Source organism: Xanthomonas cannabis pv. cannabis (genome assembly GCF_000802365.1).
Taxonomy (GTDB): domain Bacteria; phylum Pseudomonadota; class Gammaproteobacteria; order Xanthomonadales; family Xanthomonadaceae; genus Xanthomonas; species Xanthomonas cannabis.
The window spans coordinates 1-25349 of sequence record NZ_JSZE01000069.1; the positions used below are offsets into that span (position 1 = coordinate 1).

10 protein-coding genes and 1 pseudogene are annotated in these 25349 nt (G+C 65.3%); all 11 read right to left on the reverse strand.

All coding sequences use genetic code 11. The features are described from left to right. Positions 1-2317, reverse strand: a 2317-nt coding sequence (locus tag OZ10_RS12580; RefSeq protein WP_039565192.1) for a methyl-accepting chemotaxis protein, incomplete at its 3' end; no start/stop codon positions are given. Positions 2318-2398: 81 nt separating this feature from the next. Further along, positions 2399-2782, reverse strand: a complete 384-nt coding sequence (locus OZ10_RS12585) for a hypothetical protein (protein ID WP_039408161.1) — start codon at positions 2780-2782, stop codon at positions 2399-2401. A gap of 331 nt (positions 2783-3113) precedes the next feature. Next, complete coding sequence (locus tag OZ10_RS12590) at positions 3114-3599, reverse strand: chemotaxis protein CheW (RefSeq protein ID WP_005993869.1); 486 nt, start codon at positions 3597-3599, stop codon at positions 3114-3116. 123 nt (positions 3600-3722) lie between these two features. Then, positions 3723-4514, reverse strand: a complete 792-nt coding sequence (locus OZ10_RS12595) for a flagellar brake protein (RefSeq protein WP_039565195.1) — start codon at positions 4512-4514, stop codon at positions 3723-3725. A gap of 1311 nt (positions 4515-5825) precedes the next feature. Next, positions 5826-8498 carry a methyl-accepting chemotaxis protein gene (locus OZ10_RS12600; protein ID WP_039565196.1) on the reverse strand — a complete coding sequence of 891 codons (2673 nt, stop codon included), beginning with the start codon at positions 8496-8498 and terminating at the stop codon, positions 5826-5828. 452 nt (positions 8499-8950) lie between these two features. After that, a complete protein-coding gene (locus OZ10_RS12605) occupies positions 8951-11194 on the reverse strand; it encodes a methyl-accepting chemotaxis protein (protein ID WP_039565198.1) in 2244 nt (747 codons plus the stop codon). A gap of 709 nt (positions 11195-11903) precedes the next feature. Beyond that, positions 11904-14162, reverse strand: coding sequence for a methyl-accepting chemotaxis protein (locus tag OZ10_RS12615; RefSeq protein WP_039565203.1), 2259 nt, complete (start codon positions 14160-14162; stop codon positions 11904-11906). Positions 14163-14809: 647 nt separating this feature from the next. Then, positions 14810-17281 carry a methyl-accepting chemotaxis protein gene (locus OZ10_RS12620; RefSeq protein ID WP_039565206.1) on the reverse strand — a complete coding sequence of 824 codons (2472 nt, stop codon included), beginning with the start codon at positions 17279-17281 and terminating at the stop codon, positions 14810-14812. Between the two features lie 107 nt (positions 17282-17388). Then, entirely contained in the window at positions 17389-19647 is a 2259-nt protein-coding gene (locus OZ10_RS12625) for a methyl-accepting chemotaxis protein (protein WP_039565207.1), read from the reverse strand. A gap of 363 nt (positions 19648-20010) precedes the next feature. Then, a complete protein-coding gene (locus OZ10_RS12630) occupies positions 20011-22263 on the reverse strand; it encodes a methyl-accepting chemotaxis protein (RefSeq protein WP_039565210.1) in 2253 nt (750 codons plus the stop codon). Between the two features lie 237 nt (positions 22264-22500). Then, positions 22501-25208: pseudogene (locus OZ10_RS12635) on the reverse strand (methyl-accepting chemotaxis protein). Between the last annotated feature and the right edge of the window lie 141 nt (positions 25209-25349).

A 25349-nucleotide genomic window follows, 5' to 3' on the forward strand; every position in this document is an offset into this window, starting at 1 on the left:
CTGCCGCAGTGCGCGGGGCCGGCTTGGCGGCGGTCTTGACGCCAACCGGACGCGATGCGACCGGACGCACGCGGGCCTGCGCGGCGACGGCGGCCGGTTCGTCCAGCTTGAACACCGACACCGCTTCGGCCAGTTGGCCGGCCTGCTCTTCCATCGAGCGGGCGGCCGCGGTGGCTTCCTCCACCAATGCAGCGTTCTGCTGGGTGGTTTCGTCCATCTGGGTGATGGTCTGGTTGACCTGCTCGATGCCGGCCGACTGCTCCTGCGAAGCGGCCGAAATCTCGCCCATGATGTCGGTCACGCGCTGCACGCTGGCCACGATGTCGGCCATGGTGGCACCGGCCTTGCGCACCAGTGCCGAGCCTTCGGCAACCTTGTGCACGGAATCGTCGATCAGGCCCTTGATCTCCTTGGCCGCACCGGCCGAGCGCTGTGCCAGCGTGCGCACTTCCGAGGCCACCACCGCAAAGCCGCGGCCCTGTTCGCCGGCACGCGCGGCTTCCACGGCGGCATTCAAGGCCAGGATGTTGGTCTGGAACGCAATGCCGTCGATGACGCTGATGATGTCGGCGATCTTCTTGGACGAGGCTTCGATGCCGGACATGGTGGTGACCACCTGCGACACCACCTCGCCGCCCTGCGAGGCCACACCGGTGGCGCCGATCGCCAGCTGATTGGCCTGGCGGGCGCTTTCGGCGTTCTGCCGGACGGTGGAAGTGAGCTCTTCCATCGAGGCGGCGGTTTCTTCCAGGTTGGCGGCCTGCTGCTCGGTGCGCTGGGACAGGTCGGTGTTGCCGGAGGCGATCTCGCCGGCCGCCGCGTTGATGGCGGTGGACGAAGACTTGATGCGCCCGACGATGTCGGCCAGCTGTTCGGCGGTGGCATTGGCATCGTCACGCATCTGCGCGAACACGCCGCTGAACTGGCCGTGCATGCGCACGGTGAGGTCGCCGCGCGACAGTGCCGACAGCAGCGACGAAATCTGCTCGATACTGGCGGCGTTGGCATCCAGCAAGCCGTTGAGCTGCTGCGCCAGCTGCAGGAAGAAGCCCTGCTTGCCGTCGGATTCCACCCGGCCGCTCATGTCGCCGCTGGCGGCGGCACGCACGATGCGGGCGACTTCTTCTTCGACCTGGACTTCGACGGTGCGGTCGCGCCATTCGCAGACCTCGCCGGTATTCTCGCCGTGCTCGTTCTTGATGCCGGTGACCGTCTGCGCCAATACCACTTCGCCGAAGCGCTCTTCGAAGCTGGTGACGCCATCGCGTTCCAGCGCGGCGATGGCCTTGCGCACGGTTGCATCCGACAGACCCAGGTAGCTGATGTGCTGGCCGATGACCTTATTGGCATCGAATTCCGGCGAGGCCAGGCGGATGCTGCTCTCGTACTGCGCAACGATCTTCTTGAACGCGTCGTTGGCATAGATCATGACGCGGTCGGGATCGGTGATGAAGGTGCCGGTGGACGACTTGTCCAGCGCGGTACGGATACGCAGGTTTTCGTCGGCGATGGTGCGGTCGCGTTCGATGCGCTCCTTCAGATCGCGCTGCATGCGCTGCATGGAACGCATCAGTTCGGCCACTTCATCCTGGCCCTGCACATTGATCTGGCCGTCCAGCTTGCCGCCGGCGATCTCGGTGGCGGTGCTGACCGCACCACGCATGCTGCGCACGATGGCGCGGGCAAACAGGAACGCCAGGCCCAGGCCGCCGGCAATGCCGATCAGCAACACCAGCAGGGTCAGCGTGACCGAAGTAGCGTGGACCTTTTCGGCCTTGGTCTTGGCAGCCTGTGCCAGCAGGTTGTCTTCGGCGATCAACGCGGCCAGCGAATCCTTGGCCTTGTTGTGCAGGGTGCGGGTTTCGCCGACAAAGGTGTCGACCGCATCGTCGGGCAGGTTCAGTTCGACCATCTCGTCGACGCTGGCGTAGGAGGCGGCGGCCTTCTTCCAGTCCGCCACGAAGACGTCAAAGAGTTTTTTCTGCTGCGGGCTTTCGATCAGGCGCGGGTAGCCCTTGATCGTGGCTTCGATTTCGCCATTGAGGCGCTTGGCGCGGACCTTGGCTTCCTGCTTGACCGCGTCGCTGGCGCGCACGAGGTTCTGATAAGCCGCATTCCGGTATTCGCCGAGCATGCCGCGCAGATCGCCGGCTTCGCGCACGCTGGACATGGTGTTGCCGGCCAGGTCGCGGGTGACGTTGTTGAGCGATGCCAGGCCCGCGTAGGCGATGATTCCCTGCACCAGCATGATCAGCAGCACGATGCCGAATGCGAGCATCAGGCGCGGCATCAACTTCAGATTATTGATCCATTGCATTGACACGATTCCCCGTAGAAGTCAGTCCGCATAACCCACACAGCACATCGCCACGCGTGGGCGTGGCGATGTGCGAGGCGATTACTTGATGGTGGCGAGCTTCAGGCCGGCCGGGGAGCTGACTTCGATTTCGGCGCGCGAGCTGTCGCGCTGGATCTTGCCGAGGACGCAGACGTCCTTGCCTTCCAGGGATTCGGGGGCAAAGCTGAACTTGCCGCGGTTGGCGCCATCGATGCGGGCCGAGAAGGTGTGGCGCGGGAACATGCCGCCCATGTACAGGAAGGTGGGCTCACCTTCCGAGCTCTGCGCGTACTTGGCCTTTTCGACCTTGCCGCACACCATGCCGTCCTTGCCGACGAAGCGGGTGGCCATCTCCGGCGGAATCATTTCCTGCGATTGAGCCGACAGCGTGGGAGCAACGATCACGAGAGCAGCAACGGGGAGGAGCGAGAGCAGGAACTTCATGTGGATTCTCCAGAATCGAAAGTCGAACAGTGACCCGTTTGTTAACACGGGCTTCTATTCAGCTATCGGCTAGCTCCGGTTCAACTTGAATCCAAAAAACGTGAATCGCATCGCACTTTGATTCGGTCGTGCGTCGCGTGTCGGGACGCTCCTGACACCTGATGGTCGTACAGGACCTCCAGAAACCGCTGCGGCCGTCTGATTGCGTGTGGGCTGACGGCGAGCGACGTGCAAACGCACATCGCAGTCACTGCCAGTCACACGCCATCTGACGACCGCGGGCACCGCTACTTCCGTTGCGTCGCTCGGACGCGTCGATCGGCAACGCCGATCAGGCGGCTTCTTCGGCCAGCTGCTGCTGACCCAGCTCGGTGCTGTCCAGCAGGGTTTCGATGTCCAGCAGGATCAGCATGCGATCGTCCTGGGTGCCGATGCCGGAAATGAAGCGGGTGTCTACCGAGGCGCCGAATTCGGGGGTCGGGCGGATCTGGTCGTCGTTGAGCGGGATGACGTCCGAGACGCTGTCGACCACGATGCCGACCACGCGGTCTTCGACGTTGAGCACGATCATCACGGTGAAGGCGTCGTAGCGCGCTTCTTTGAGGCGCAGCTTCAGGCGCAGGTCGATCACCGGCACGATGGTGCCGCGCAGGTTGATTACACCCTTGATGTAATCGGGTGCGTCCGGCAGGCGGGTGACCGAATCGTAGCCGCGGATTTCCTGCACTTTCAGGATGTCCACGCCGTAGTGTTCTTCGCCCAGGGCGAAGCTGAGGAATTCACCACCGGTGCCGGTGGCAGTGCTTTTGTCGTTCATGAAAACTCCGGGCGTTGCGGCTGAGTGTCAGGTTGCGGCACAGGGTTGGAAGAGGGTTGCCATAGCAACATCGGCGCCGCGCTCGGCAACTTTAGGTGCGTGCCGGGGACGGTACGGTCGGGTTCAGAACACGCCGCTCTTGCGCGCATTGCGCTGGCGGTCGACCCGGAAGATGTAGCGCTGGATGGTTTCATCGGCGCCGCGCGGCAGGTCGCTGTACTGCATGCCGACCCGGAAGCCTTCGCTGCCGTTGGGCATGGTCTGCTTGTACTGGCTGCAGACCGTGAGCGGCAGCGCGATCGGCGCGGCATCGGGCAGTTGCAGGGTGCAGTTGCGGTAGGTGCGCTGCAGTTCGAGCAGGGGCATGCCGGCAGTGAGCGAGACGGCCAGGCCGCCGCTGCTGATGTCGATCACACGCAGCTGCAGGTTGAGGTTGCCTCCCTGCGCGTCATCCTGGCGGATGATGCAGATGGGCGAGTCGGTGATCGGTGTCTCCAGCCGGTACGACTCGCGACGCTGCAGGTGATACATCACTTCCGGCAGCTCGGCGCGGAAGGCGACGTGGATGTCGCGCTCCAGGCGTTCGGCGTTGTCCAGGCGGAAACGGATGTTGACCCGTTCCAGCTGGGCGTAGCACAGCAGGTACTTGGCGCCTTCGATGGCGCGATTGGAGGCATCGTTATGGCTGCCGTCCAGGATCACGCAGTCGTCGTCCTCATCGATTTCCAGCACGGCGGTGGGCACGGCCATGTCGCGGCCGGCCACGTGCATGGTCACCACGGCGCGTTGGTCCAACAGCTGGCGCAACAACCCACGGATCTGCCGCTTGTTGCGCAGCAGGTAACGCTCGTCACCTTCGGCGAGGTGATCGGCATCGTGGTCCAGCTCTGACTCTGAGGTATCGCCTTGGGACATGGGCACAAGCACAGTGGAAGCGGGATGAGGCCCGGAAGGTTGTCCCGGCGTCGCCTTGATATCGGCGGCAAAGTGAAATCTTTAAGCGCTGCTGACAAGATGCGTTCGCTGAACCACCAGCCAACCGTCTGGCGTGGTGTCCTCGCCGATTGCGGGACCGTGTGGCGGCATGGATGCCGCCACCGAGCCTCCACGTACGGATTCACGGCGTGTCTCGCGAGCAGTGGGGGCACCGCGCGCTCGACCAGACTTGAAGATCGCCAAGGGTTTGCGAGACGCGCATTTTAGGCGTCTCGACCTGATCGCTCGCTACGGACGGATCAGGCGCAGAGCGGATGGTCTGCGCCTTTGCTGCAGGGTCCTTGCCCGCCCACCATCGCAGGACACGCCGCAAGTACATCCCTGTAGGCTCCGTGGCGGCATCCATGCCGCCAAGGGTCCTGCGACGGTGGGCGGGCAAGGACCAGTCGTGTTGGTCGGTGTGCAGAGCTATCAGCAGAGCAACCAGCAAACCATGCGATGCGGTGTCTTCGCTCTTCAGTAAAACCGCCAGCCAACTTTCTGGCGTGGTGTCCTCGCCGATTGCGGGACCGTGTGGCGGCATGGACGCCGCCACCGAGCCTTCACGGACGGATTCACGGCGTGTCCCGCAAGCGGTGAGGGCGCCGCGCCCTCGACCGGACTTGCGGATCGCCAAGCGCTCGCGAGACTCACCATGCAGTTGTCGCTACCTGATTGCTTGACCCGGGCAGCAAAGGCGAAGAGCGGATGGTCTGCGCCTTTACTGCAGGGCCCTTGCCCGCCCACCATCGCAGGACACGCCGCAAGTACATCCCTGTAGGCTCCGTGGCGGCATCCATGCCGCCAAGGGTCCTGCGACGGTGGGCGGGCAAGGACCAGTCGAGATGGTCGGTGTGCAAGGATCTCAACCAGCGCCCAGCAAGCTGGCGATGCGGTGAACTTTGCTTTTCAACAAAACCACCAACCAACTGTCTGGCGTGGTGTCCTCGCCGATTGCGGGACCGTGTGGCGGCATGGATGCCGCCACCGAGCCTACAGGGACGTACTTGCGGCGTGTCCCGCGAGCGGTGAGGGCACCGCGCCCTCGACCGGACTTGAAGACAGCCAAGCGATCGCTACACGCACGATGCAGATGTCGCTACATGATTGCCTGATCCCGGCAGCAAAGATGCAGAGCGGATGGTCTGCGCCTTTGCTGCAGGATCCCGGCCGGCCCACCATCCCAGGACACGCTGCAAGTACGTCCTTGCAGCATGGCGCTCTGCGCGCGCGTCGTTGTGGCGCCTTGAATCAGCTGTAGGCGTGACGTGCGTTGGCCAGCAGGGTGCTCAGGCGATCTTCCTGTTCGAGCCGGAACACAGCCACTGCGTCCACCAGCTGCGCGGCCTGGTCTTCCATCGCGCGTGCGGCTGCCGTTGCTTCTTCCACCAGGGCGGCGTTCTGCTGGGTGGTTTCGTCCATCTGGGTGACGGTCTGGTTGACCTGGGTGATGCCGGCGGCCTGCTCGCGCGAGGCGCTGGTGATTTCGCCCATGATGTCGGTGACGCGCTGCACCGAGCTCACCACTTGCTGCATGGTGCTGCCGGCTTCGGAGGCCAGTGCAGCGCCGTTACCGATGCGGGTCACCGAATCTTCGATCAGGTGCTTGATCTCCTTGGCGGCGCCGGCCGAACGCTGGGCCAGCGTGCGTACTTCGCTGGCGACCACGGCAAAGCCACGGCCCTGTTCGCCGGCACGGGCGGCTTCCACGGCGGCGTTCAAGGCCAGGATGTTGGTCTGGAAGGCGATGCCGTCGATGACGCTGATGATCTCGGCGATCTTCTTGGACGAGGTGTCGATGTCGGCCATGGTGCTGACCACGCGGCCGACCACGTCGCCGCCCTTGGCCGCAACGCCGGCGGCATCCAGCACCAGGCGGTTGGCCTGGTCGGCATTGTCGGCGTTCTGCTTGACGGTGGCGGTGAGCTCTTCCATCGAGGCGGCGGTTTCTTCCAGCGCAGCAGCCTGCTGTTCGGTGCGGCGCGACAGGTCGCCGTTGCCGGTGGCGATTTCAGTGGCCGCGGAGTTGATCGCCAGCGACGAGTCCTTGATCCGGCGCACGATGCCGGCCAGCTGGTCGGCGGTGGCATTGGCGTCGTCGCGGATGTTGGCGAACACGCCTTGCAGGTCGCCGTCCATGCGCGCGGTCAGGTCGCCCTGCGACAGCGAGGAGAGCAACGACGATACGCGCGACAGGCCGTCGGCGTTGTTGTCCAGCAGGGCATTGAGTTGCTGGGCAAGCAACAGCAGGAAGCCCTGCTTGCCGTCGATGCTGACACGCTCGCTCAGGTCGCCGGCGGCGGCGGCCTGCACGATGCGGGCCACTTCCTGTTCCACCTGGACTTCCTGGGTGCGGTCGGCCCACTCGACCACAAACCCCATGCGCTCGCCAGCGGCGCCAAGCACGGGGCTGACCACCAGGCGCATGGTGCGGCCGCCGACATGGATCTGTGCCACGTGCGTGCTGGTGAGCTGGTCGAGCATGCGCGCCTGATGCTCGGGCTTGCGATGGAACTGGTCGATGCTGGCATTGATCAGGGCATCGGCGTCGAAGTTGGGCAGGTCGCGGCGCAGCTCGTCCTGCACGCTCTTGAGCATGCGCTGCAGCGGACGATTGACGTAGATGATGCGGCGATCGGCATCGGCGATCATCACGTTGGTGCTGACATCGTCCAGCGCGGTACGCACGCGCAGCGCCTCGCTGGCGATCAGGTGGTCGCGTTCCAGGCGTGCGCACAGGTCGTCGCGCATGGTGCGGGCGCTGAGCAGCAGGCGGCCGAGTTCATCGTGGCGGTCGATCTCGATGGGGTTGTCCAGGCGGCCGGCGGCAACATCGCCAAGCACGCGTTCCACTGCTGCCAGCGGACGGGTGACCATCTTGCGCGCGGCGATGAACACCACCGCGATGCACAAGGCCAGCACCACCAGCGAAAACAGCAGCATGCTGCCCAGCAGTTCGTTGAGCGGGCCGTCGATGGCGCTGCGCGGCTGGGTGCCGATCACCGCCCACTGCCAGGGTGCATAACGCTGTGCGGTGACTTCGAAGGCCTGGCTGTTGCCCTTGGCATCGCGCAGTTGCAGGTTGGCGCTGGGCTGCTTGCCGTCCAGGACCGACTGCAGCGCGGCCTGCTGGTCGGCCGACGCCAGCGCCGACAAGGTCGCAGGCGTACCGGGCGGTGCGGCGATGATCTGGCCCTGGCGCTCGCCCGGCGCCATGTCGACGATGAGGAAATAACCGTCCTGGCCCAGCTTGGTGGTGCTGACCTGCGCCTTCAGCGCGGCCAGGCCCTGGGTGTAGTTGCGCCCGACGAACAGTGCACCGATCACCTCGCCGGCGGCGTTGCGCAGCGGCTGGTAATGGGTCATGTACTGCTCGCCGAACAGCTGCGCCTGGCCGGTGAAGGGCTTGCCTTCGGACAGTGCGGCGTAGGCCTTGCCCTTGCGGTCGAGCAGGGTGCCGATCACGCGCTCGTTCTGCTTGTTGCGCAGAGAGGTGGTGATGCGCACGAAGTCGTCGCCGGTGCGCGCAAAGATGGTCGCAACGCCGCCGGTGGCCTGCGCAAAGCGGTCCACTGCCTCGAAGTTGAGATTCAGCGCCTGCTTGCCGGCGCGCAGCGACGGGGTGTTCTGCTCGCCGATGGTGACGGTGCTGGCGCTATCGAGTTCGCGCGCCCCGGTGGGGAGCATGTCATCGAACACGCTGCCCAGGCGCTGGGTGCCTTCGGTCAGGGTGACGTCGTACATCGCCACCGACTGCTGCATCAACCGGGTACTGGAGCGCAGCTCGGCCTTGACCTGCGATTCGATGTCGCCAGCGGACTGACGGTAGATGGTAAGGGCCAGCAGGCCCAACGAGATGGCGATGACCAGGGTCAGCAGTGCGGAGAGCCGCGTGCCGACAGAGAGGCGGTTGAAGGAATGCATGAGGAATCGACCTTGCCCGGGGGAGGGCGTTACGGATGCGTGAAGTCGATAGCGGCCGCCTATGCTTGAAATTGATGTTTTATGCCGAAATCTGCATAAAACGGTGCATTGCGTTGGGTTTCCAGTTTATGAAATCGCTTTCAGCACCTTGAGCGTTTCTGGCATTTGTTATGAATGCATGAATATCGGCGCGTCTGGCTCGGTCAGCGACCGGGTAGGGCACCCCAAAAAAAGGGCCGCTCCCCGTCGCCAGGGAAGCGGCCTGCAAGATTCGCAGTTGGCGAATCGAACGCTCTCGAATGCTGTGTGGTGCGGCGAACGGGTTGCGGAGCTGCTTAATGGCCGGCGGCTGCCGCCCGCTGCCGGCGAGTGGTGCCGCCGTCCCGCGCGGTCAGGCCGGTCGCCGCACCGTGTCAGGGGAGTGCGCGGCGCACGTCAGGCCGATCAACGGCTCAGAACTCCTGCCATTCGCCAATCGTGGTGGTGGCCGCAGCGCCGGCGCTGCTGCGGGTGGCGGTGGAAGCCAGAACCGGGCGCGGTACGCGACGCGGCACGGCACGTGCGTGGCCAACCGGCGCACTGCGAGCAGCAAGCGGCGGATGGCTCTCGATCTTGAACACGGCCACCGCTTCGGTCAGTTGCTGCGCCTGGTCTTCCATGGCGCGGGCGGCGGCGGTGGCTTCTTCCACCAGCGCGGCGTTCTGCTGGGTGGCCTCATCCATCTGGGTGACGGTGAGGTTGACCTGCTCGATGCCGGCCGACTGCTCCTGCGATGCGGCGGAGATCTCGCTCATGATGTCGGTGACGCGCTGCACCGACGCCACGATCTCGGCCATGGTGCGGCCGGCCTGGTCCACCAGCTGCGAGCCATCGGCCACACGTTGCACGGAGTCGCCGATCAGGTCCTTGATCTCCTTGGCGGCCGCCGAAGAACGCTGCGCCAAGGTGCGCACTTCCGAGGCCACCACCGCAAACCCACGCCCCTGTTCGCCGGCGCGCGCCGCTTCCACTGCGGCGTTCAAGGCCAGGATATTGGTCTGGAAGGCAATGCCATCGATGACGGAGATGATGTCTGCGATCTTCTTCGAGGACGCCTGGATGCCGGCCATGGTGTCGACCACCTTGCCGATCACTTCACCACCTTGCGAAGCCACACTGGCCGCGCCGATGGCCAGCTGGTTGGCCTGCCGAGCGCCCTCGGCATTCTGCTTGACGGTCGAGGTGAGCTCCTCCATGGACGCTGCGGTTTCTTCCAGGTTGGCAGCCTGTTGTTCGGTGCGCTGCGACAGGTCGTTGTTGCCGGCGGCAATTTCGCTGGCAGCGGCATTGATCGACACCGCCGAGGTCTGGATACGCCCGACGATGCCGGCCAGCTGGGTGGCGGTGGCGTTGGCATCGTCGCGCATCTGCGCGAACACGCCCTTGAAGTCGCCGTCCATGCGCGCGGTGAGGTCGCCGGCGGCAATCGCCTGCAGCATGCCCGACAGCGATTGCAGGCTGCCGTCGGCGGTGGCCATCAGCTGGTTGAGGCTTTCGACCATGATGCGGAAATCGAACTGGAACTGCGCCGCGTCGCCGCGCGCACTGAAATCGCCATCGGCCGCGGCCGTTGCCAGCTGTTTGATCTGCTGGTTCATCGCTGCCAGATTGGCTTTGACCTGCGCCATGGTGTCGGTGAGGGTGGCCTTTTCGCCCGGCAGCTGGTCCATGTCTTCGCTCAGGTCGCCGATGGCGTAGCGGCCCATGATCTGCGCAAGGCGCGTGGTGACCTGGATGTGGCTGTCGACCAGGGTGTTGGTGTCGCCGGCCATGCGGCCGAAGTCGCCTGGGAACACGCCGGCATCCATGCGGAAACTGATCTGGCCGGCATCGTGGCGCTTGGCCATGTCCAGCTGGGCGGTGATGAGGTTGCGCACCTGCGATTGCATGGCGTCCATGGCCTGCAGCAGGCGGCCGGTCTCGTCGCGGGCATCGGTGTGCACGGCGTTGTCCAGCTTGCCGCGGGCAATGGCTTCGGCGGCGCCGGTGGCGCGGTTCAACGGGCCGGTGAGGCTGCGGGTGATCAACAGGCCCAGGGTGCCGCTGAGCAGCAGCACCAGCAGCGAACCGCCGACCAGCAGCTTGCGCGAATCGTCCATCGATTGCAGCGCCACGGCCGCGGCTTCGGCGGCGAGCTTGTCCTGCAGTGCGATGTTGTCGCCGATCTTGTCCTGCCATTGCTGCAGCGCCGGTGCGGCCTGGGTGAGCAGCAGCGGCAGCGCTTCATCGCTGTGGCCGGACATCACCAGGTCGATCACCTTGTTGTTCAACTCCCGCACCGGACCGGTAAGCTGGTCGATATCTTCGCGGATGGCCTTGCCCTGCTCGGACGAGGGCAGCGCGTACAGCGCCTGCCTGGCCTTGGCGTAGTCGGCCCGTGCGGTCTTGATCTTCTCGATGAATCGCAGGTTGTCTGCGTCGCTGGTCGGCAGCACCACATTGCGCAGCTCGGCGGCGATGACGTAATTGGCATTCATCATGTCGTTGGACAGACGAATCTTGGTCATGTTCTGGTGCACCAGCGCATCGACCAGCCCGCGCGCCGAGCTCAGGCCGCGATAGCCGATGAAGGCGATGAAGCCGGACAGCAGGATCAATACGGTGAAGGCGCCGGCCAGACGTGGCCCGACATTGAAGCGCTGCAGAAAAGAACTCATGGGGTCGCTCGACTCGAAGGTGGGTTGCGTGGCTGGCGGCGGACGACGCGCTGCGGTGCGCTCGTGTCCGCTTGCAGCGCGCCCAGTGGTAACGGCGCGGCAATCGGCGAATTGAGCGGGATGCACACTGCCGGTACAGCGCTGGATCACGCAGGTGAGGGGCGCGTGCGGATGTGTTGTCGCTGTGGTTGAACTGTGCCGAATTGTTGGCCGGCAGCGCCTGAATTCACCCATTCTGCGTGCCCTACGCGCGCCGCTGCAGTGCGGCCCAACTGCGCTTTCACCTGGCATGCACGGCGTGGGTGGGCAACGCGAGGCTGCCATGACGATAGCGACGGCGATGCTTGGACGATCTCATGGCATTCAGCACTGCTCGCCTCGATCGCGCCGCCTCTTCGAAGGGCGCCTTGCGCGTCGCGCTTGCGTTGCCGACGACCGCGATACGCCCAGCGGGTGGAATATCCACGAACGCGCGGATGCAATGCCGCTTGGTCGACGCGCAGGACCACTGCATTGCGATCCGGGTGGTCGCAGCCGCGGTGTCTGTGTGGACCAGAGAAGACACAAGGCCGGCCCGTCACCGGGCCAGCCTTGTGTCGATGTCGTGCGATGTTCAGCGCTGATCGCGGTGCGTGCGACTCCGACAGCGCGCACTGCCGTCAGCGGCAGTGTCACCCATGCTCAAGGCGTGCGGTGCATCGCGGGGAGCTCAGAACTCCTGCCAGTCACCGAGATCGGCGGTCGATGTCGCGGCATGGGCGGAGCCGCGTTGCCGGGCGGCGACGGTGCCGGGACCGGCAATCGGGCGCGCTGCGGGGCGCGCATTGGCCGGTGCATTGGCAATGGCCGACAGCCGCCGCGCCACCGGTGCGGTGTTGGCCACCTTGAACACGGCCACCGCTTCGGTGAGCTGTTGTGCCTGCTCCTCCATGGCGCGCGCGGCGGCGGTGGCTTCTTCCACCAGCGCGGCATTCTGCTGGGTGGTTTCGTCCATCTGGGTCACGGTCTGGTTGACCTGCTCGATCCCGGCGTACTGCTCCTGCGAGGCCGAGGAAATTTCGCCCATGATGTTGGTGACGCGCTGCACGCTGGCAACGATGTCGGCCATGGTGGTGCCGGCCTGGTCGACCAGGGTGGCGCCTTGCGCGACCTTGTCCACCGAGTCGTCGATCAGGTGCTTGATTTCCTTTGCCGCACTGGCCGAGCGCTGGGCGAGGGTGCGCACCTCGGAGGCGACCACCGCAAAGCCACGGCCCTGCTCACCGGCACGTGCCGCTTCCACTGCGGCATTCAGTGCCAGGATGTTGGTCTGGAAGGCGATGCCGTCGATGACGCTGATGATCTCGGCGATCTTCCTGGACGAGGCCTGGATATCGGACATGGTGGTGACCACGTTGGCCACCACTTCGCCGCCTTGCGAGGCGACCGCAGCGGCGCCGATGGCGAGCTGGTTGGCCTGGCTGGCGTGTTCGGCATTCTGCTTGACGGTGGAGGTGAGTTCTTCCATCGAGGCAGCGGTTTCTTCCAGGTTGGCCGCCTGTTGCTCGGTGCGTTGCGACAGATCCTGGTTGCCGGTGGCGATTTCGCCGGAGGCCAGGCCGATCGCACCGGCCGCTTCCTGGATGCGGCCGACGATGTTGGCCAGCTGTTCGGCGGTGGCGTTGGCGTCGTCGCGCATTTGCGCGAACACACCCTGATACTGGCCGCTCATGCGTGCGGTCAGGTCGCCGGCGGCGATCGATTGCAGCAGGCCCGAGAGCGACTGCAGGTTGCCGTCGGCGGTGGCCATCAGGTGGTTGAGGCTTTCGACCATGAGGCGGAAGTCGTGCTGGAACTGCTCGGCATTGCCGCGTGCGCTGAAGTCGCCATTGGCCGCCGCCTGGGCCAGGTGCTTGATCTCGTGATTCATCGTGGACAGGTTGTGCTTGACCTGATTCATCGCGGTGGTGATCGCGGCCTTTTCGCCGGGCAATTGCGGCATGTCTTCGCTCAGATCGCCGATGGCATAGCGTTCCACCAGGTGAATGGTCTGCATCTTGACCTTGATGTGCGCGGCGACCAGCTCGTTGGTGTCGTTGGCCATGCGTCCGAAGTCGCCCGGGAACGCGCCGGCATCCATGCGGAAGCTGATCTGGCCTTCGTCGTGACGCTTGGCCATGTCCAGCTGCGCGGTGATCAGGTTGCGCACCTGGTCCTGCATCTTGTCCATGGCCTGCAACAGGCGGCCGGTTTCGTCGTTGGCCTGGGTGCGCACATCGTTATCGAGGCTGCCGTTGGCAATGGCCTCGGCGGCGCGCGTGGCCTGGGTCAGCGGACGCACCAGGCTGCGGGTGATCGCCCAACCCAGCAGGCCGCTGATCAACACCACCGCCAGGCCGCCGCCGATGAGCATCGCACGGCCGCGTGCCATGGCCGTGGTGGCGGCTTCATAGGCTTCGGTAGCGCGACGGCGCTGCAACGCCGCGTAGTCGGCCAGTGCGTCCTGCCACTGCTCGGTGGCCGGCGCAGCTTTCTGCAGCAGCAGTGCCAGTGCTTCGTCGGGCTTGCCGCTCAAGCCCAGCGCCGCGACCTGCGCATTGACCTTGTTGGCCGCCTCGCTGGCCTGATCGATCTTCTGTCGCAGGGCCGTGGCCTCCGGCGATGCAGAAAACAGGTACAGCGTGCGGCGGCTGTCTTCATAGGCAGCGAGCTTGTCCTTGATGATGCCGGCAAAGCGCAGGTTGTCCGCCTCGGAGGTGGGCAACACGATGTTGCGCAGTTGCACGGCAACCGCCGAGCTGGCGTTGGTCATGTCCTGCAGGTGCTGCATGATCGTGATGTTGCGGTTGACCACGGTGTCGATGCGCTCGCGTGCTTGCGCCACGGTGTACAGCCCGGTGGCGACCAGACCGCAGGACAGCAGGATCAGCGTGCCGAAGGCGAAGGTGAGGCGCTTGCCGACGTTATACCGTTGTAGAAGAGCGATCATGTTGAAATCTCGGGGCAATGGGCGGGAAGGGGGAATGCGCATCGGCCAGGTCGCGTGGATCACGATGTCGAGCCGGGCCGTGGCAGGCAGGCATCCAGCCCTCCATCGATGCCGGTGAGAGGTGTCACGCGGCAATCGGTTGCGGGGCAGGTCTGCATGCTTGTGTTCGGTAACGGCGACCGCTGCGGCGCCTGAACTCGCTTGCGCGGCCGTGTACGGGCAGCCGTCACCGAGGTGATGCGGGCGTGCACGCGAGGGCTGGAAAGGCCGATATCTGGATGACCGCCAAGCGTTACGCGCGCGGGCAATTCACCGCTCGATCACGCGTCGGGCGTGATGGGTGTGTGCAGGCAGGTGTGGTGCCGGGTGGATGCACCGGCGAGGCGAGGGTGAGGCGAGGGTGAGGCGAGGGTGGCGGCGCGCCGGAGGCACCGGTGAGGTATGCGGCGCGCTGGCGCAATTCCTGAAGGGCGCGGCATCGGGGCCATCGTGGTGCGCGATGGCGGCCGCAGGCGCGCTGCCTGCGTGCCGACCAACATCACGTCCACGGCAGCCGGTGCCATGGTCAGGCGGCGGTGTCTTCGGTCAACGCATGGGTCGCAGGGGCCGGGCCATCGACGGATGCCGTGGCCCGCGCCCTGCCGTTTTCAGGCCGCCTGCCCCAGGCGCGCCGGTGCGGCCGCGTGCAGCTGGAACACCGAGACCGCATCACGCAGTTGCTGCGCCTGTTCTTCCATCGAGCGTGCCGCGGCGGTGGCTTCTTCCACCAGCGCTGCGTTCTGTTGGGTGGCCTGGTCCATCTGCGCGATGGTCTGGCCAACCTGATCGATGCCTTGCGACTGCTGCTGCGAGGCCTCGCTGATCTCCTGCATGATCGTGGTGACGTTACGCACCGAGTCGACGATGTCCTGCATGGTGCGGCCGGCCTGGCCGACCAGCTGATTGCCGTGGTCCACCCGGCTGACCGAGTCGTCGATCAGCCGCTTGATTTCCTTCGCTGCACCGGCAGAACGCTGGGCGAGGGTGCGCACTTCCGAGGCCACCACGGCGAAGCCGCGTCCCTGTTCACCGGCACGCGCCGCTTCCACGGCGGCATTCAATGCCAGGATGTTGGTCTGGAACGCGATGCCGTCGATGACGCCGATGATGTCGGCGATCTTCTTGGAGGCCGCCTGGATGCCGGCCATGGTGCCGACCACCTGGCCAACCACCTCGCCCCCCTGCGATGCCACCGAGGCGGCGCCGACCACCAGCTGATTGGCGCGGCGGGCATGCTCGGCGTTGTTGCGCACGGTGGAGGTGAGCTCCTCCATCGAGGCGGCGGTTTCTTCCAGGTTGGCGGCCTGTTGCTCGGTACGCTGCGAAAGATCCTGATTGCCCGACGCGATCTCGCTGGCGGCCTCGTTGATGGCGTCGGTGGAGCGCTGGATGCGCCCGACGATATCGGCCAGCTGGGTCACCGTGGCATTGGCATCGTCGCGCATGCGTGCGAACACGCCATGGAAATCGCCGTGCATGCGGGTGGTGAGGTCGCCGGCGGCAATCGCCTGCAGCACCGTGGAAAGCGACTGCAGATTGGCATCGGCCGTGGCCATCAGCTGATTGAGGCTGTCGACCATGGCGCGGAAATCGTACTGGAAGCGCTGCGCGTCGCCGCGCACGCTGAAATCGCCGTTGGCGGCGGCCTGCGCCAGCAGACTGATCTCGCTGTTCATTGCCGAGAGATTGCGCTTGACCGTGTCCATGGTGTCGGTGAGCACGGCCTTTTCGCCAGGCAGGCGGTCCATGTCCTGACTCAGGTCACCGATGGCGTAGCGCGACATGATCTGCGCCAGCTGCAGCTTCACCGCGACATGCGAGCCGACCAGCGCATTGGTGTCGTGCACCATGGTGGCGTAGGCGCCGGGGAAGCTGTCGGCCTGCATGCGGTAGCTGATCTGGCCCGCGTCATGGCGCTGCGCCATCTCGCTCTGTGCCGCCAGCACGCGTTGCAGCTGCTCCTGCATCCTGCGCATGTTGTCGAGCAGCTGGCCGGTCTCGTCGTGGCTGGGCGCCACGATGCGCTCGTCCAGGTCGCCGCGCGCGATGTTGGCCGCCACTGCCGCAGCGCGGCCCACGTTCCGGGTGAGCCGGGACAATGTGTACCAGCACAGCGTGGCGATCAGCAGCGCAAGCAGCGACAGCCCGGCGATGGCCTGCCACATGGCATTGCGCGCATCCGCCAGGTGCCGCTGGGACTGCCGCTGCAAGGCCTGCAGCGAAGTGCTGCTGAGATCCTGCATGGCCTGGCCAAGTGCATCGAGCGCAGCATTCCATTGCGTGTCGGCCTGGGTATCGCTGCCGTCCAGCGCGGTGGCCAGCGCCGTCAGTGCTGCAGTGGCGCGCGTGGCTTCGGTGCGGGCGGCATCGGCCAGGGCGGGGTCGGGCTGTTCCAGCAGGCCCATCGCCTTGTTCAGCTCATGGCGGAAGCGCACATGGTGCCGCTGAAGCTGGTTGAGCTGCTCGCGCAGCATGGCGCGGCTGTCGCCGGCCTGCGATGGATCGCTGGCCGCATCCAGGCGGGTCAGCGCTTCGGTGGCATCGGGGCTGTAGATCAGCGTGGCCACCACCAGGTGGTAGCTTTCGATATACGGGGTGTAGACCAGCTGGCTGTCGTCGCGCAAGGCGTCGAGCGCAGCGAAGGCCTGTTCGCTCACGCCGGCATAGGCGTTGGCGTCGGCACTGGCGAGAGGGCGTTGTTGCAGCGCCAGCAGTTGTTTCTGGCTGCGTTCGAAGCCGGGCATTGCCGCAGTGACCACAAGCAGTTGCTGCAGGTCGCGTTCGGCCCGGCTGGACGCCGCGCTGGCGGCGCTGCCGCTGTCGACATGGGCCGCATGCAGGTCGGTGATCAGGCCCAGCATCTGTCCGAGTGGGCCGTAGCTGCGTAATTCGTTGCTGCTGATGGTGACGCTTTCATTGAGCTTGCCGCTGTACAGCAGCACCGGAATGATCAGCCCCACCAGCGCCAGCACACCGATCGCGCCGAGTTTTCTGGCGATGGCCAGATCATCCCAGCGCCTGGTCCAGCGGCGCGGGGAAGGGGGATGGGGCTGCGGCAACTGCGCGGGCGAAGTGGTCATCGATGCGTCTCATGGGCGTACGCTGGGTATCGGCCGATACCAGTTATGCCTTGAGCCGGTCGGCATCGCTGCCGACCGGAACCGTTCAGCCAGTCCTGCTCGCTTGCTCAGAACTCCTGCCAGCTGGTGTCGTTACTGGACGCGGTGACCACCGCGCGCGGCTTGGAGGCAGCAGGGCGCCCGGCCACGGCAACCGGCGCCTTGAGCACGGCACTCACCGCCGGCCGCGACGGGACCGCACGCACCGGCGACGGCGGCGCCGATGCATGGCCGGCGTCAGTCTTGAAGACCGCCACGGCCTCGGTCAGCCCGACCGCCTGTTCTTCCAGTGCACGCGCCGCGGCGGTGGCTTCTTCCACCAGAGCGGCGTTTTGCTGGGTGGTTTCGTCCATCTGGGTGACGGTCTGGTTGACCTGTTCGATGCCCGAAGACTGCTCCTGCGAGGCGGCGGAGATCTCGCCCATGATGTCGGTGACGCGCTGCACGCTGGAGACGATCTCGCCCATGGTCTTGCCGGCGTCGTGCACCAGCACCGAGCCGTCGGCCACGCGCTGCACCGAGTCGTCGATGAGGTCCTTGATCTCCTTGGCCGCGCCCGAGGAGCGCTGCGCCAGGGTGCGCACTTCCGAGGCCACCACCGCAAAGCCGCGGCCCTGTTCGCCGGCGCGCGCGGCTTCCACCGCCGCGTTCAAGGCCAGGATGTTGGTCTGGAACGCGATGCCGTCGATGACCGAGATGATGTCGGCGATCTTCCTGGACGAGGCTTCGATGCCGCTCATGGTCTCGACCACCTTGCTGACGATCTCGCCACCCTGAGAGGCCACGCCGGCCGCACCAATCGCCAGCTGGTTGGCCTGGCGCGCGCTTTCGGCATTCTGTTTGACGGTGGAGGTGAGCTCTTCCATCGAGGCGGCGGTCTCTTCCAGATTGGCGGCCTGCTGCTCGGTGCGCTGCGACAGGTCCTGGTTGCCGGCGGCGATTTCGCTGGCGGCACCCTTGATCGAGATGGCCGACGCCTTGATGCCGGTGACGATCTCGGCCAGCTGCACGGCGGTGGCATTGGCATCGTCGCGCATCTGCGCAAACACCCCGTGGAAGTCGCCGCTCATGCGCGCGGTCAGGTCGCCTGCGGCAATGGACTGCAACAGACCGGATAGCGACTGCAGGTTGCCGTCGGCGGTGGACATCAAGGTGTTGAGGCTTTCCACCATGACCCGGAAATCGTACTGGAAGCGCTCGGCATCGCCGCGTGCGCTAAAGTCGCCATTGGCCGCGGCCTGCGCCAGGTGCTTGATCTGGGTGTTCATCGCGCCCAGGTTGAGTTTGACCTGCGCCATGGTCTCGGTGAGCACGGCCTTCTCGCCGGGCAGCTTGTCCATGTCTTCGCTGAGGTCGCCAATGGCATAGCGGCCCATGATCTGCGCCAGCTTCATCTTCACCGCGATGTGCGAGGCCACCAGGTTGTTGGTGTCGCTGGCCATGCGGCCGTATTCGCCGGGGAACGCATCGGCATCGATGCGGAAGCTGATCTGGCCTTCGTCGTGGCGGCGGGCCATGTCGGTCTGCGCGGCCAGCAGGTTGCGCAGCTGCTGCTGCATCTTGTGCATGGCCTTGAGCAGGCGGCCGGTTTCGTCGTTGAACTTCGTATCGACGTCGTTGTCCAGCTTGCCGCCGGCAATCGATTCGGCTGCGCGGGTGGCGCGGCTCAACGGTGCGGTGAGGCTGCGGGTGATCAACAGGCCCAGGGTGCCGCTCAGCAGCACCACCAGCAGCGTGCCGCCGATCAGCAGCTTGCGCGAGTCGTCCATCGACTTCAACGCAACACCCGATGCGTCGGCAGCCATCTTGTCCTGCAGTGCGATGTTCTCGGCGATCTTGTCCTGCCAGCCCTGCATGGCCGGCGCGGCCTTGGTGAGCAGCAAGGGCAGGGCTTCGTCGCTATGGCCGGTCATCACCAGGTCCATCACCTTGTCGTTCAAGACCTTGACCTCGGCACGGCGCGCATCGATCTGGGCGCGCAACACCTTGCCCTGGTCCGAGGGCGGCATGGCATACAGCGCTTCGCGCGCCTTGTTGTAATCGGCACGTGCCGACTGGATGATGGCGATGAACTGGCGATTCTCTTCATCGGTGGTGGGCAGCACCACATTGCGCAGCTGCATGCCGATAATGAAATTGGCATTGATCATGTCGTTGGACAGCCGGATCTTCACCATATTCTGGTGCACGATGTCGTCGACCAGGGCGCGTGCCGATGAGAGGCCGCGATAACCGATGAAGGCAATCAGGCCGGACAGCACGATCAGCACGGCAAATGCCGCCGCCAGGCGCGGGCCTACGTTGTACCGCTGGAGTAATGCAGTCATGACAAGGTCCTGGAAGGCTCGAGATGAAAGGAGCGACCCGGTGACGCCACCTTCTGCTGCGTGACATGTCGCTAAGACGAATAACGGCGGCATTGTGCAAAGACTTTATACCTGGGTGATGGAAAATATATAAACCAGGTTGGTGTCGTGAAATGGATTCAAGGATGTGTCCGTTCCATATATCGGTTGAGTGGGAAAGTGACTGGCGAGCTCTGCAGTTAATTTAATACAGTAATTGAATGTGCTCGATATAAAAGTATTGGATTGATTGACTGCCGTGTCTGCTTTGCTGCGTGTGTAGCCAATAAAAAAGCCGCGCTCCTGCGAGCGCGGCTTTGATGAAACTCGCATTGAAACTGGGGCTTAGAATTCCGCCCAATCCGACTCGCTGGACGGCGCCGCTGCAACCGCGCTACGCGCTGCAGGACGGGCCGCACGCGTTGCGACCGGCGCGCTGACCGCCGCCGGTCGCTTGGCGGTGATGGGGCGCACCACCGGCGCGGCGCGGGTCACCGCTTCCAGCTCGGCCGACAGGCGGAACAAGGCCACCGCTTCGGTGAGCTGCTGTGCCTGTTCTTCCATCGAGCGCGCGGCGGCGGTGGCTTCTTCCACCAGCGCGGCGTTCTGCTGGGTGGCCTCGTCCATGTGGGTCACGGTCTGGTTGACCTGCTCGATGCCGGCCGACTGTTCCTGCGAGGCGGCGGAGATCTCGCTCATGATGTCGGTGACGCGCTGCACCGAGGAGACGATCTCGCTCATGGTGCTGCCGGCCTGGTTCACCAGTGCCGAGCCTTCGGCCACCTTGCTCACCGAGTCGTCGATCAGGCTCTTGATTTCCTTGGCGGCACCGGCCGAACGCTGCGCCAGCGTGCGCACTTCCGAAGCCACGACCGCAAAACCGCGGCCCTGTTCGCCGGCACGCGCCGCTTCCACGGCCGCATTCAAGGCCAGGATGTTGGTCTGGAAGGCGATGCCGTCGATGACGCTGATGATCTCGGCGATCTTCTTGGACGAGGTTTCGATGCCGGACATGGTGGTGACCACCTGGCCGACCACGCTGCCGCCGTGCGATGCCACCCCTGCCGCACCGATCGCCAGCTGGTTGGCCTGACGCGCGTGTTCGGCATTTTGTTTGACGGTGGAGGTGAGCTCCTCCATCGAGGCAGCGGTTTCTTCCAGGTTGGCGGCCTGTTGTTCGGTCCGCTGCGACAGATCCTGATTGCCCGCGGCGATTTCGCCGGCCGCCGTGTTGATGGCCAGGGTGGAGTGCTTGATGCGGCCCACGATGTCGGTCAGGCGTTGCACGGTGGCGTTGGCATCGTCACGCAGACGCGCGAACACCCCATGGAATTCGCCGTCCATGCGTGCGGTCAGGTCGCCATCGGCCACCGCGCCCAGCAGCTGCGACAGCTTGCCCAGGTTGCGATCGCTGACTTCCATCATCGAGTTCAGATCCGCCACCATCACCGCGAAGTCGTACTTGAAGCGTGCCGCATCGCCGCGGGCGCTGAAGTCGCCAGCCGCGGCCGCCTGCGCCAGCTGCTTGATCTCGGTGTTGATCGACAACAGGCTGGCCTTGGCCGCATCCATCGCTTCGTGCAGGATCGCGCGGCTGGCCGGCAGACGGCGGGCGTCCTGGGTCAGGTCGCCTTGTGCGTACTGGTTGAGGATGCGCACCGAGTCGGTGATGGCATCCAGATGTTCGAAGATCATGGTGTTGATGCCGCCAGCCAGCGTGCCGTACACGCCGGGGAAATCTTCCGGCATGCGGTGGGTGATGTCTTCGGCCGCATGCAGGTGCGACATGCGCGCGGTCTCGTCGGAGAAGCGGCGCAGCATCAGGGTCATGCCGCCGGTGGCGTCCAGCATCTGGCCGATTTCATCCTTGCTGGTCTTGCCGATCTGCACGCTGAGATCGCCCCGCGACACTGCCTGGATGGCGCCCAGCGCCCTGGACAGCGGGTTGGTGATGCTGCGTGCAATCAACCAGCCAAAGGTCACCGACAGGGCCGCCATCAGCAAGGTGCCGATCAGCAGCACCGCACTGGTCAGCTTGAACGAGGCGCTGCTGGCCGCAACCATGTTGGCCAGTGCAGTGGACTGCTCGGCGTACATCTTGTCGATGGTCTGGAACAGCACCTTGCGGATGTCGCCGGACTGCTTGTTCGCCAGGATGGCGGCGGCGTAGTCGGGCTGCTTGTACAGCGCACGCAGTGTCTTGTTGGCCTCGAAGTAACTTGCGCTTTCCTTGGCCAGCTTGTCGTAGCCGGCCTTCAGCGGCGAGCCGGCATCGACCTTGGCCCCCAGTGCCTTCTGTGTCTGGAGGTAGCTGGCCTGGATCTCGTCCATGCGGGTGAGAAAGTAGGCGTAGCGCTCGGGATTATCCAGATTGACGAACTGGCCCGACTCGTAGATGCGGAATTCGCCACCGAAGGCGCGCAGTTCCGACAGCCTGCTCAGCACCGGCACGACATTTTCATTGATCAGCACGGCCTGCTGCTGCATTTGCTTCATGCGCGAGAAGCCCAACCCACCCAGCAGGGCGGTGAGCACGGCACTCAGGCAGAACGCAAACATCAGTTTGCGGCGGATGGGCCAATCGTTGAACTTGTTCATCATGTACTCCGGGCGATGCAAGGCGATGTGTGTCCTGCACGCTAACGGCCCGGGGCCCGGATTCTTTACTTTGCAAGGATGAACGCGGCGTGTTCGGCGACGCGCCGCGTGGCGATCTGCGGTGAAGCGCGCCACGGAAGACACGGTCCGGCGTCTAACCATGCCGTGTGCGGCAGGTCATCGTGACGTATCACACGCCCAGCTACCGCGCCCGTGACCGGGCGCGACCGCAGCGGTTCAGGCCGGTGTGCGCGATGGCCTGGCAGGGAGGGCGGCGACGGCGGTGAGCGTGGGCCTGCCGGTGGATGCGATGGCTGGGGCCGTATCGGCAAGCGTGAAGCGCGACACCGCCTGCGCGAGCTGGCCGGCCTGTTCTTCCATCGCACGCGCGGCGGCGGTGGCTTCTTCCACCAGTGCGGCGTTCTGCTGGGTGGCTTCATCCATCTGGGTGACAGTGAGGTTGACCTGTTCGATGCCTGCGGACTGCTCCTGCGAGGCGGCGGAGATCTCGCCCATGATGTCGGTGACGCGTTGCACGCTGGCCACGATGTCGGCCATGGTCTTGCCGGCCTGGTCCACCAGCGCCGAGCCTTCGGACACCTTGCTCACCGAATCGTCGATCAGGTGCTTGATCTCCTTGGCGGCACCGGCAGAGCGCTGCGCCAGCGTGCGCACCTCCGAGGCCACTACCGCAAAACCGCGCCCCTGTTCGCCGGCGCGCGCGGCTTCCACCGCCGCGTTCAGGGCCAGGATGTTGTCTGGAAGGCGATGCCGTCGATCACGCTGATGATCTCGGCGATCTTCTTCGAAGAGACCTCGATCCCGGACATGGTGGTGACCACCTGCGCCACCACCGCGCCGCCATGCGCGGCGACGTCGGCCGCGCCGATGGCCAGTTGGTTGGCCTGGCGCGCGTGTTCGGCGTTCTGCCTGACGGTGGAGGTGAGTTCCTCCATCGAGGCAGCGGTTTCTTCCAGGTTGGCGGCCTGTTGCTCGGTACGTTGCGACAGGTCGCTGTTGCCGGCGGCGATCTCGCTGGCTGCGGCATTGATCTGCGTGGCCGAGGTCTGGATTCCGGAGACGATGCCGGTAAGCTGCGCCACCGTGGCATTGGCATCGTCCCGCATGCGTGCGAAGACGCCGGCAAACTGCCCATCCATGCGCACGCTGAGGTCGCCTTCGGCCAGTGCGCTGAGCAGGCTGGAAATACGCTCCAGCCCCTGCGAGGTGGTTTCCAGCAAGCCGTTGAGCTGACGGCCGAATTCCAGATAGAAGCCGTGCTTGTCGTCCAGCGCCAGGCGCTGGCCGAAGTCGCCCATCAAGGCAGACTGCACCAGAGTGGCCACTTCTTTTTGCGTACTCACTTCGGCGCTGACGTTGCGCCACAACAGCATGCTGCCGCTGCGATGGCCGTCCGGCGCGTACAGCGGGGTCATGGTCAGGTCCAGGGTCACCGGGCCGAAGGTGTAACGCTCGGACACGGTGGTCTGCAGTTGCTGCAATCGCTGCGTGCGCCCCCTGCCGTCGGCGTCGGTGCCGAACACGTATTCCAGCGGCTTGCCGACCACCGCATCCGCACTGAAACCGGCCTGGCCCTTGGCATGGAAGGCCGGTTCGCCTTGCTTGAACGAGGTGTGCAGCGCTTCGGTGATGAACACCGCGTTGTGGTGCTCGTCGGCCAGCAGCACTTCCATCTCGGAGTGCTCCAGCGCGGTGCGGATGCGCAGGTTTTCGTTGGCGACGGCGGTGTCGCGCTCGATGCGCGCGCGCAAATCGTTCTGCATGCGCTGCATCGCACCCATCAGCCGGCCCACTTCATCCTGGCGCTGCACGGCGATCTGGTTGTCGAGCGTGCCGGAGGCGATTGCATCGGCCACGCCCACCGCCGACTCCAGCGGACGCACCACCTGGCGACGCAACAGCAGGAACAGCGCACCGCTGAGCACCACCGCCGAACCCAGCCCCACCAGCAGGATCGTCCACAGCAGGCGATGCGCCTGCTGCATGATGGCCGCGTAGGGCACCACCACGCCCAGCGCGAAACGTTCCTGCGCCTTGCCGATCTGCAGCGGCACATAGGCACTGACCATGCCGGCCGCGTCGGGGGTGAAATCGACCGAATCCTTGCCAGCCGTGATGGCCTCCAGCATGGTGCGGTGCCGTGCATCGGTCAGCGGTTTGCCGATGCGCGTGCTGTCGCGCGAGGACAGCACCACGCCGGCCGGCGACAGCAGCTCCACATACCCGCTGTCCATCGGGCGCAGGGCGCCCAGGCGCTGTTGCAACGCTGCCAGTGCCACGTCCACCGTCACTGCGCCCAGGTAGGTACCGTCCTGCAGGATGGGCGTGGACAAGGTGGTCATCAGCACGGTCTTGCCGCCGATCTTGTAATCGTACGGTTCGGCCACGGTCTGCCGCAGCAGGGCGCGCGGCTTGAGATTCCAGTCACCCAGGCCGGGAGTTTCGTAGTCGGTGAGCGGCTCACGCACCAGGGTGTGGCCGTCGCGTCCCCAGTAGGTCATGAAACGGCCGGTGGCGTCGTGGCCCTGGGCATTGGCGAAGGCGCTGTCCTTGCCATCGAAGGCCTGCGCTTCCCACAAGGTGCCCATGCCCACCCATTCGGGATGGTCCTGTAATTGATCGTGCACCACCGCGGCGGCGGTGTCGCGGCTGATGCCACCGTTGGCGCGCTGCACCAGCAAGGTGGTGGCCAGGGATTGACCAGTGGTCAGCGCCTGACCCAGTTCGCTGCCGATCTGCTCGGCCTGGTAGCGCGCAGCGTTCTGCATCGTGGCCTGCGCCGATGTACTCAATGCGCCGCTGCTCTGCCAGTAGGTGATGGCCGCGGTCAGCCCGAAGCACAACGACGCAATGACCGCAGTGCCGAACATCAGGCGATACGCCAGGCGTCCGCCGAAACGTGAGTGCGTGGAAAGCGAAGTCATGGGTGTGGCCGCGGAGAAGGGAGAAGGCCCCGCCGGGGCGGGGAATCTACAGGCGAAGCAGGCAGCGCACCTGCTGTTCGACCGCCGGGCAGGTGCGGCTGCGATCAGAACCCCGCATGGCGCCTGCGCCGGCTGCCATCC

Coding starts and splice junctions, on each gene's coding strand:
- OZ10_RS12595 (WP_039565195.1), bottom strand. CDS start 4,514: ATGTCCCAAGGCGATACCTCAGAGTCAGAGCTGGACCACGATGCCGAT.
- OZ10_RS12600 (WP_039565196.1), bottom strand. CDS start 8,498: ATGCATTCCTTCAACCGCCTCTCTGTCGGCACGCGGCTCTCCGCACTG.
- OZ10_RS12630 (WP_039565210.1), bottom strand. CDS start 22,263: ATGAACAAGTTCAACGATTGGCCCATCCGCCGCAAACTGATGTTTGCG.
- OZ10_RS12620 (WP_039565206.1), bottom strand. CDS start 17,281: ATGACCACTTCGCCCGCGCAGTTGCCGCAGCCCCATCCCCCTTCCCCG.
- OZ10_RS12615 (WP_039565203.1), bottom strand. CDS start 14,162: ATGATCGCTCTTCTACAACGGTATAACGTCGGCAAGCGCCTCACCTTC.
- OZ10_RS12585 (WP_039408161.1), bottom strand. CDS start 2,782: ATGAAGTTCCTGCTCTCGCTCCTCCCCGTTGCTGCTCTCGTGATCGTT.
- OZ10_RS12590 (WP_005993869.1), bottom strand. CDS start 3,599: ATGAACGACAAAAGCACTGCCACCGGCACCGGTGGTGAATTCCTCAGC.
- OZ10_RS12625 (WP_039565207.1), bottom strand. CDS start 19,647: ATGACTGCATTACTCCAGCGGTACAACGTAGGCCCGCGCCTGGCGGCG.
- OZ10_RS12605 (WP_039565198.1), bottom strand. CDS start 11,194: ATGAGTTCTTTTCTGCAGCGCTTCAATGTCGGGCCACGTCTGGCCGGC.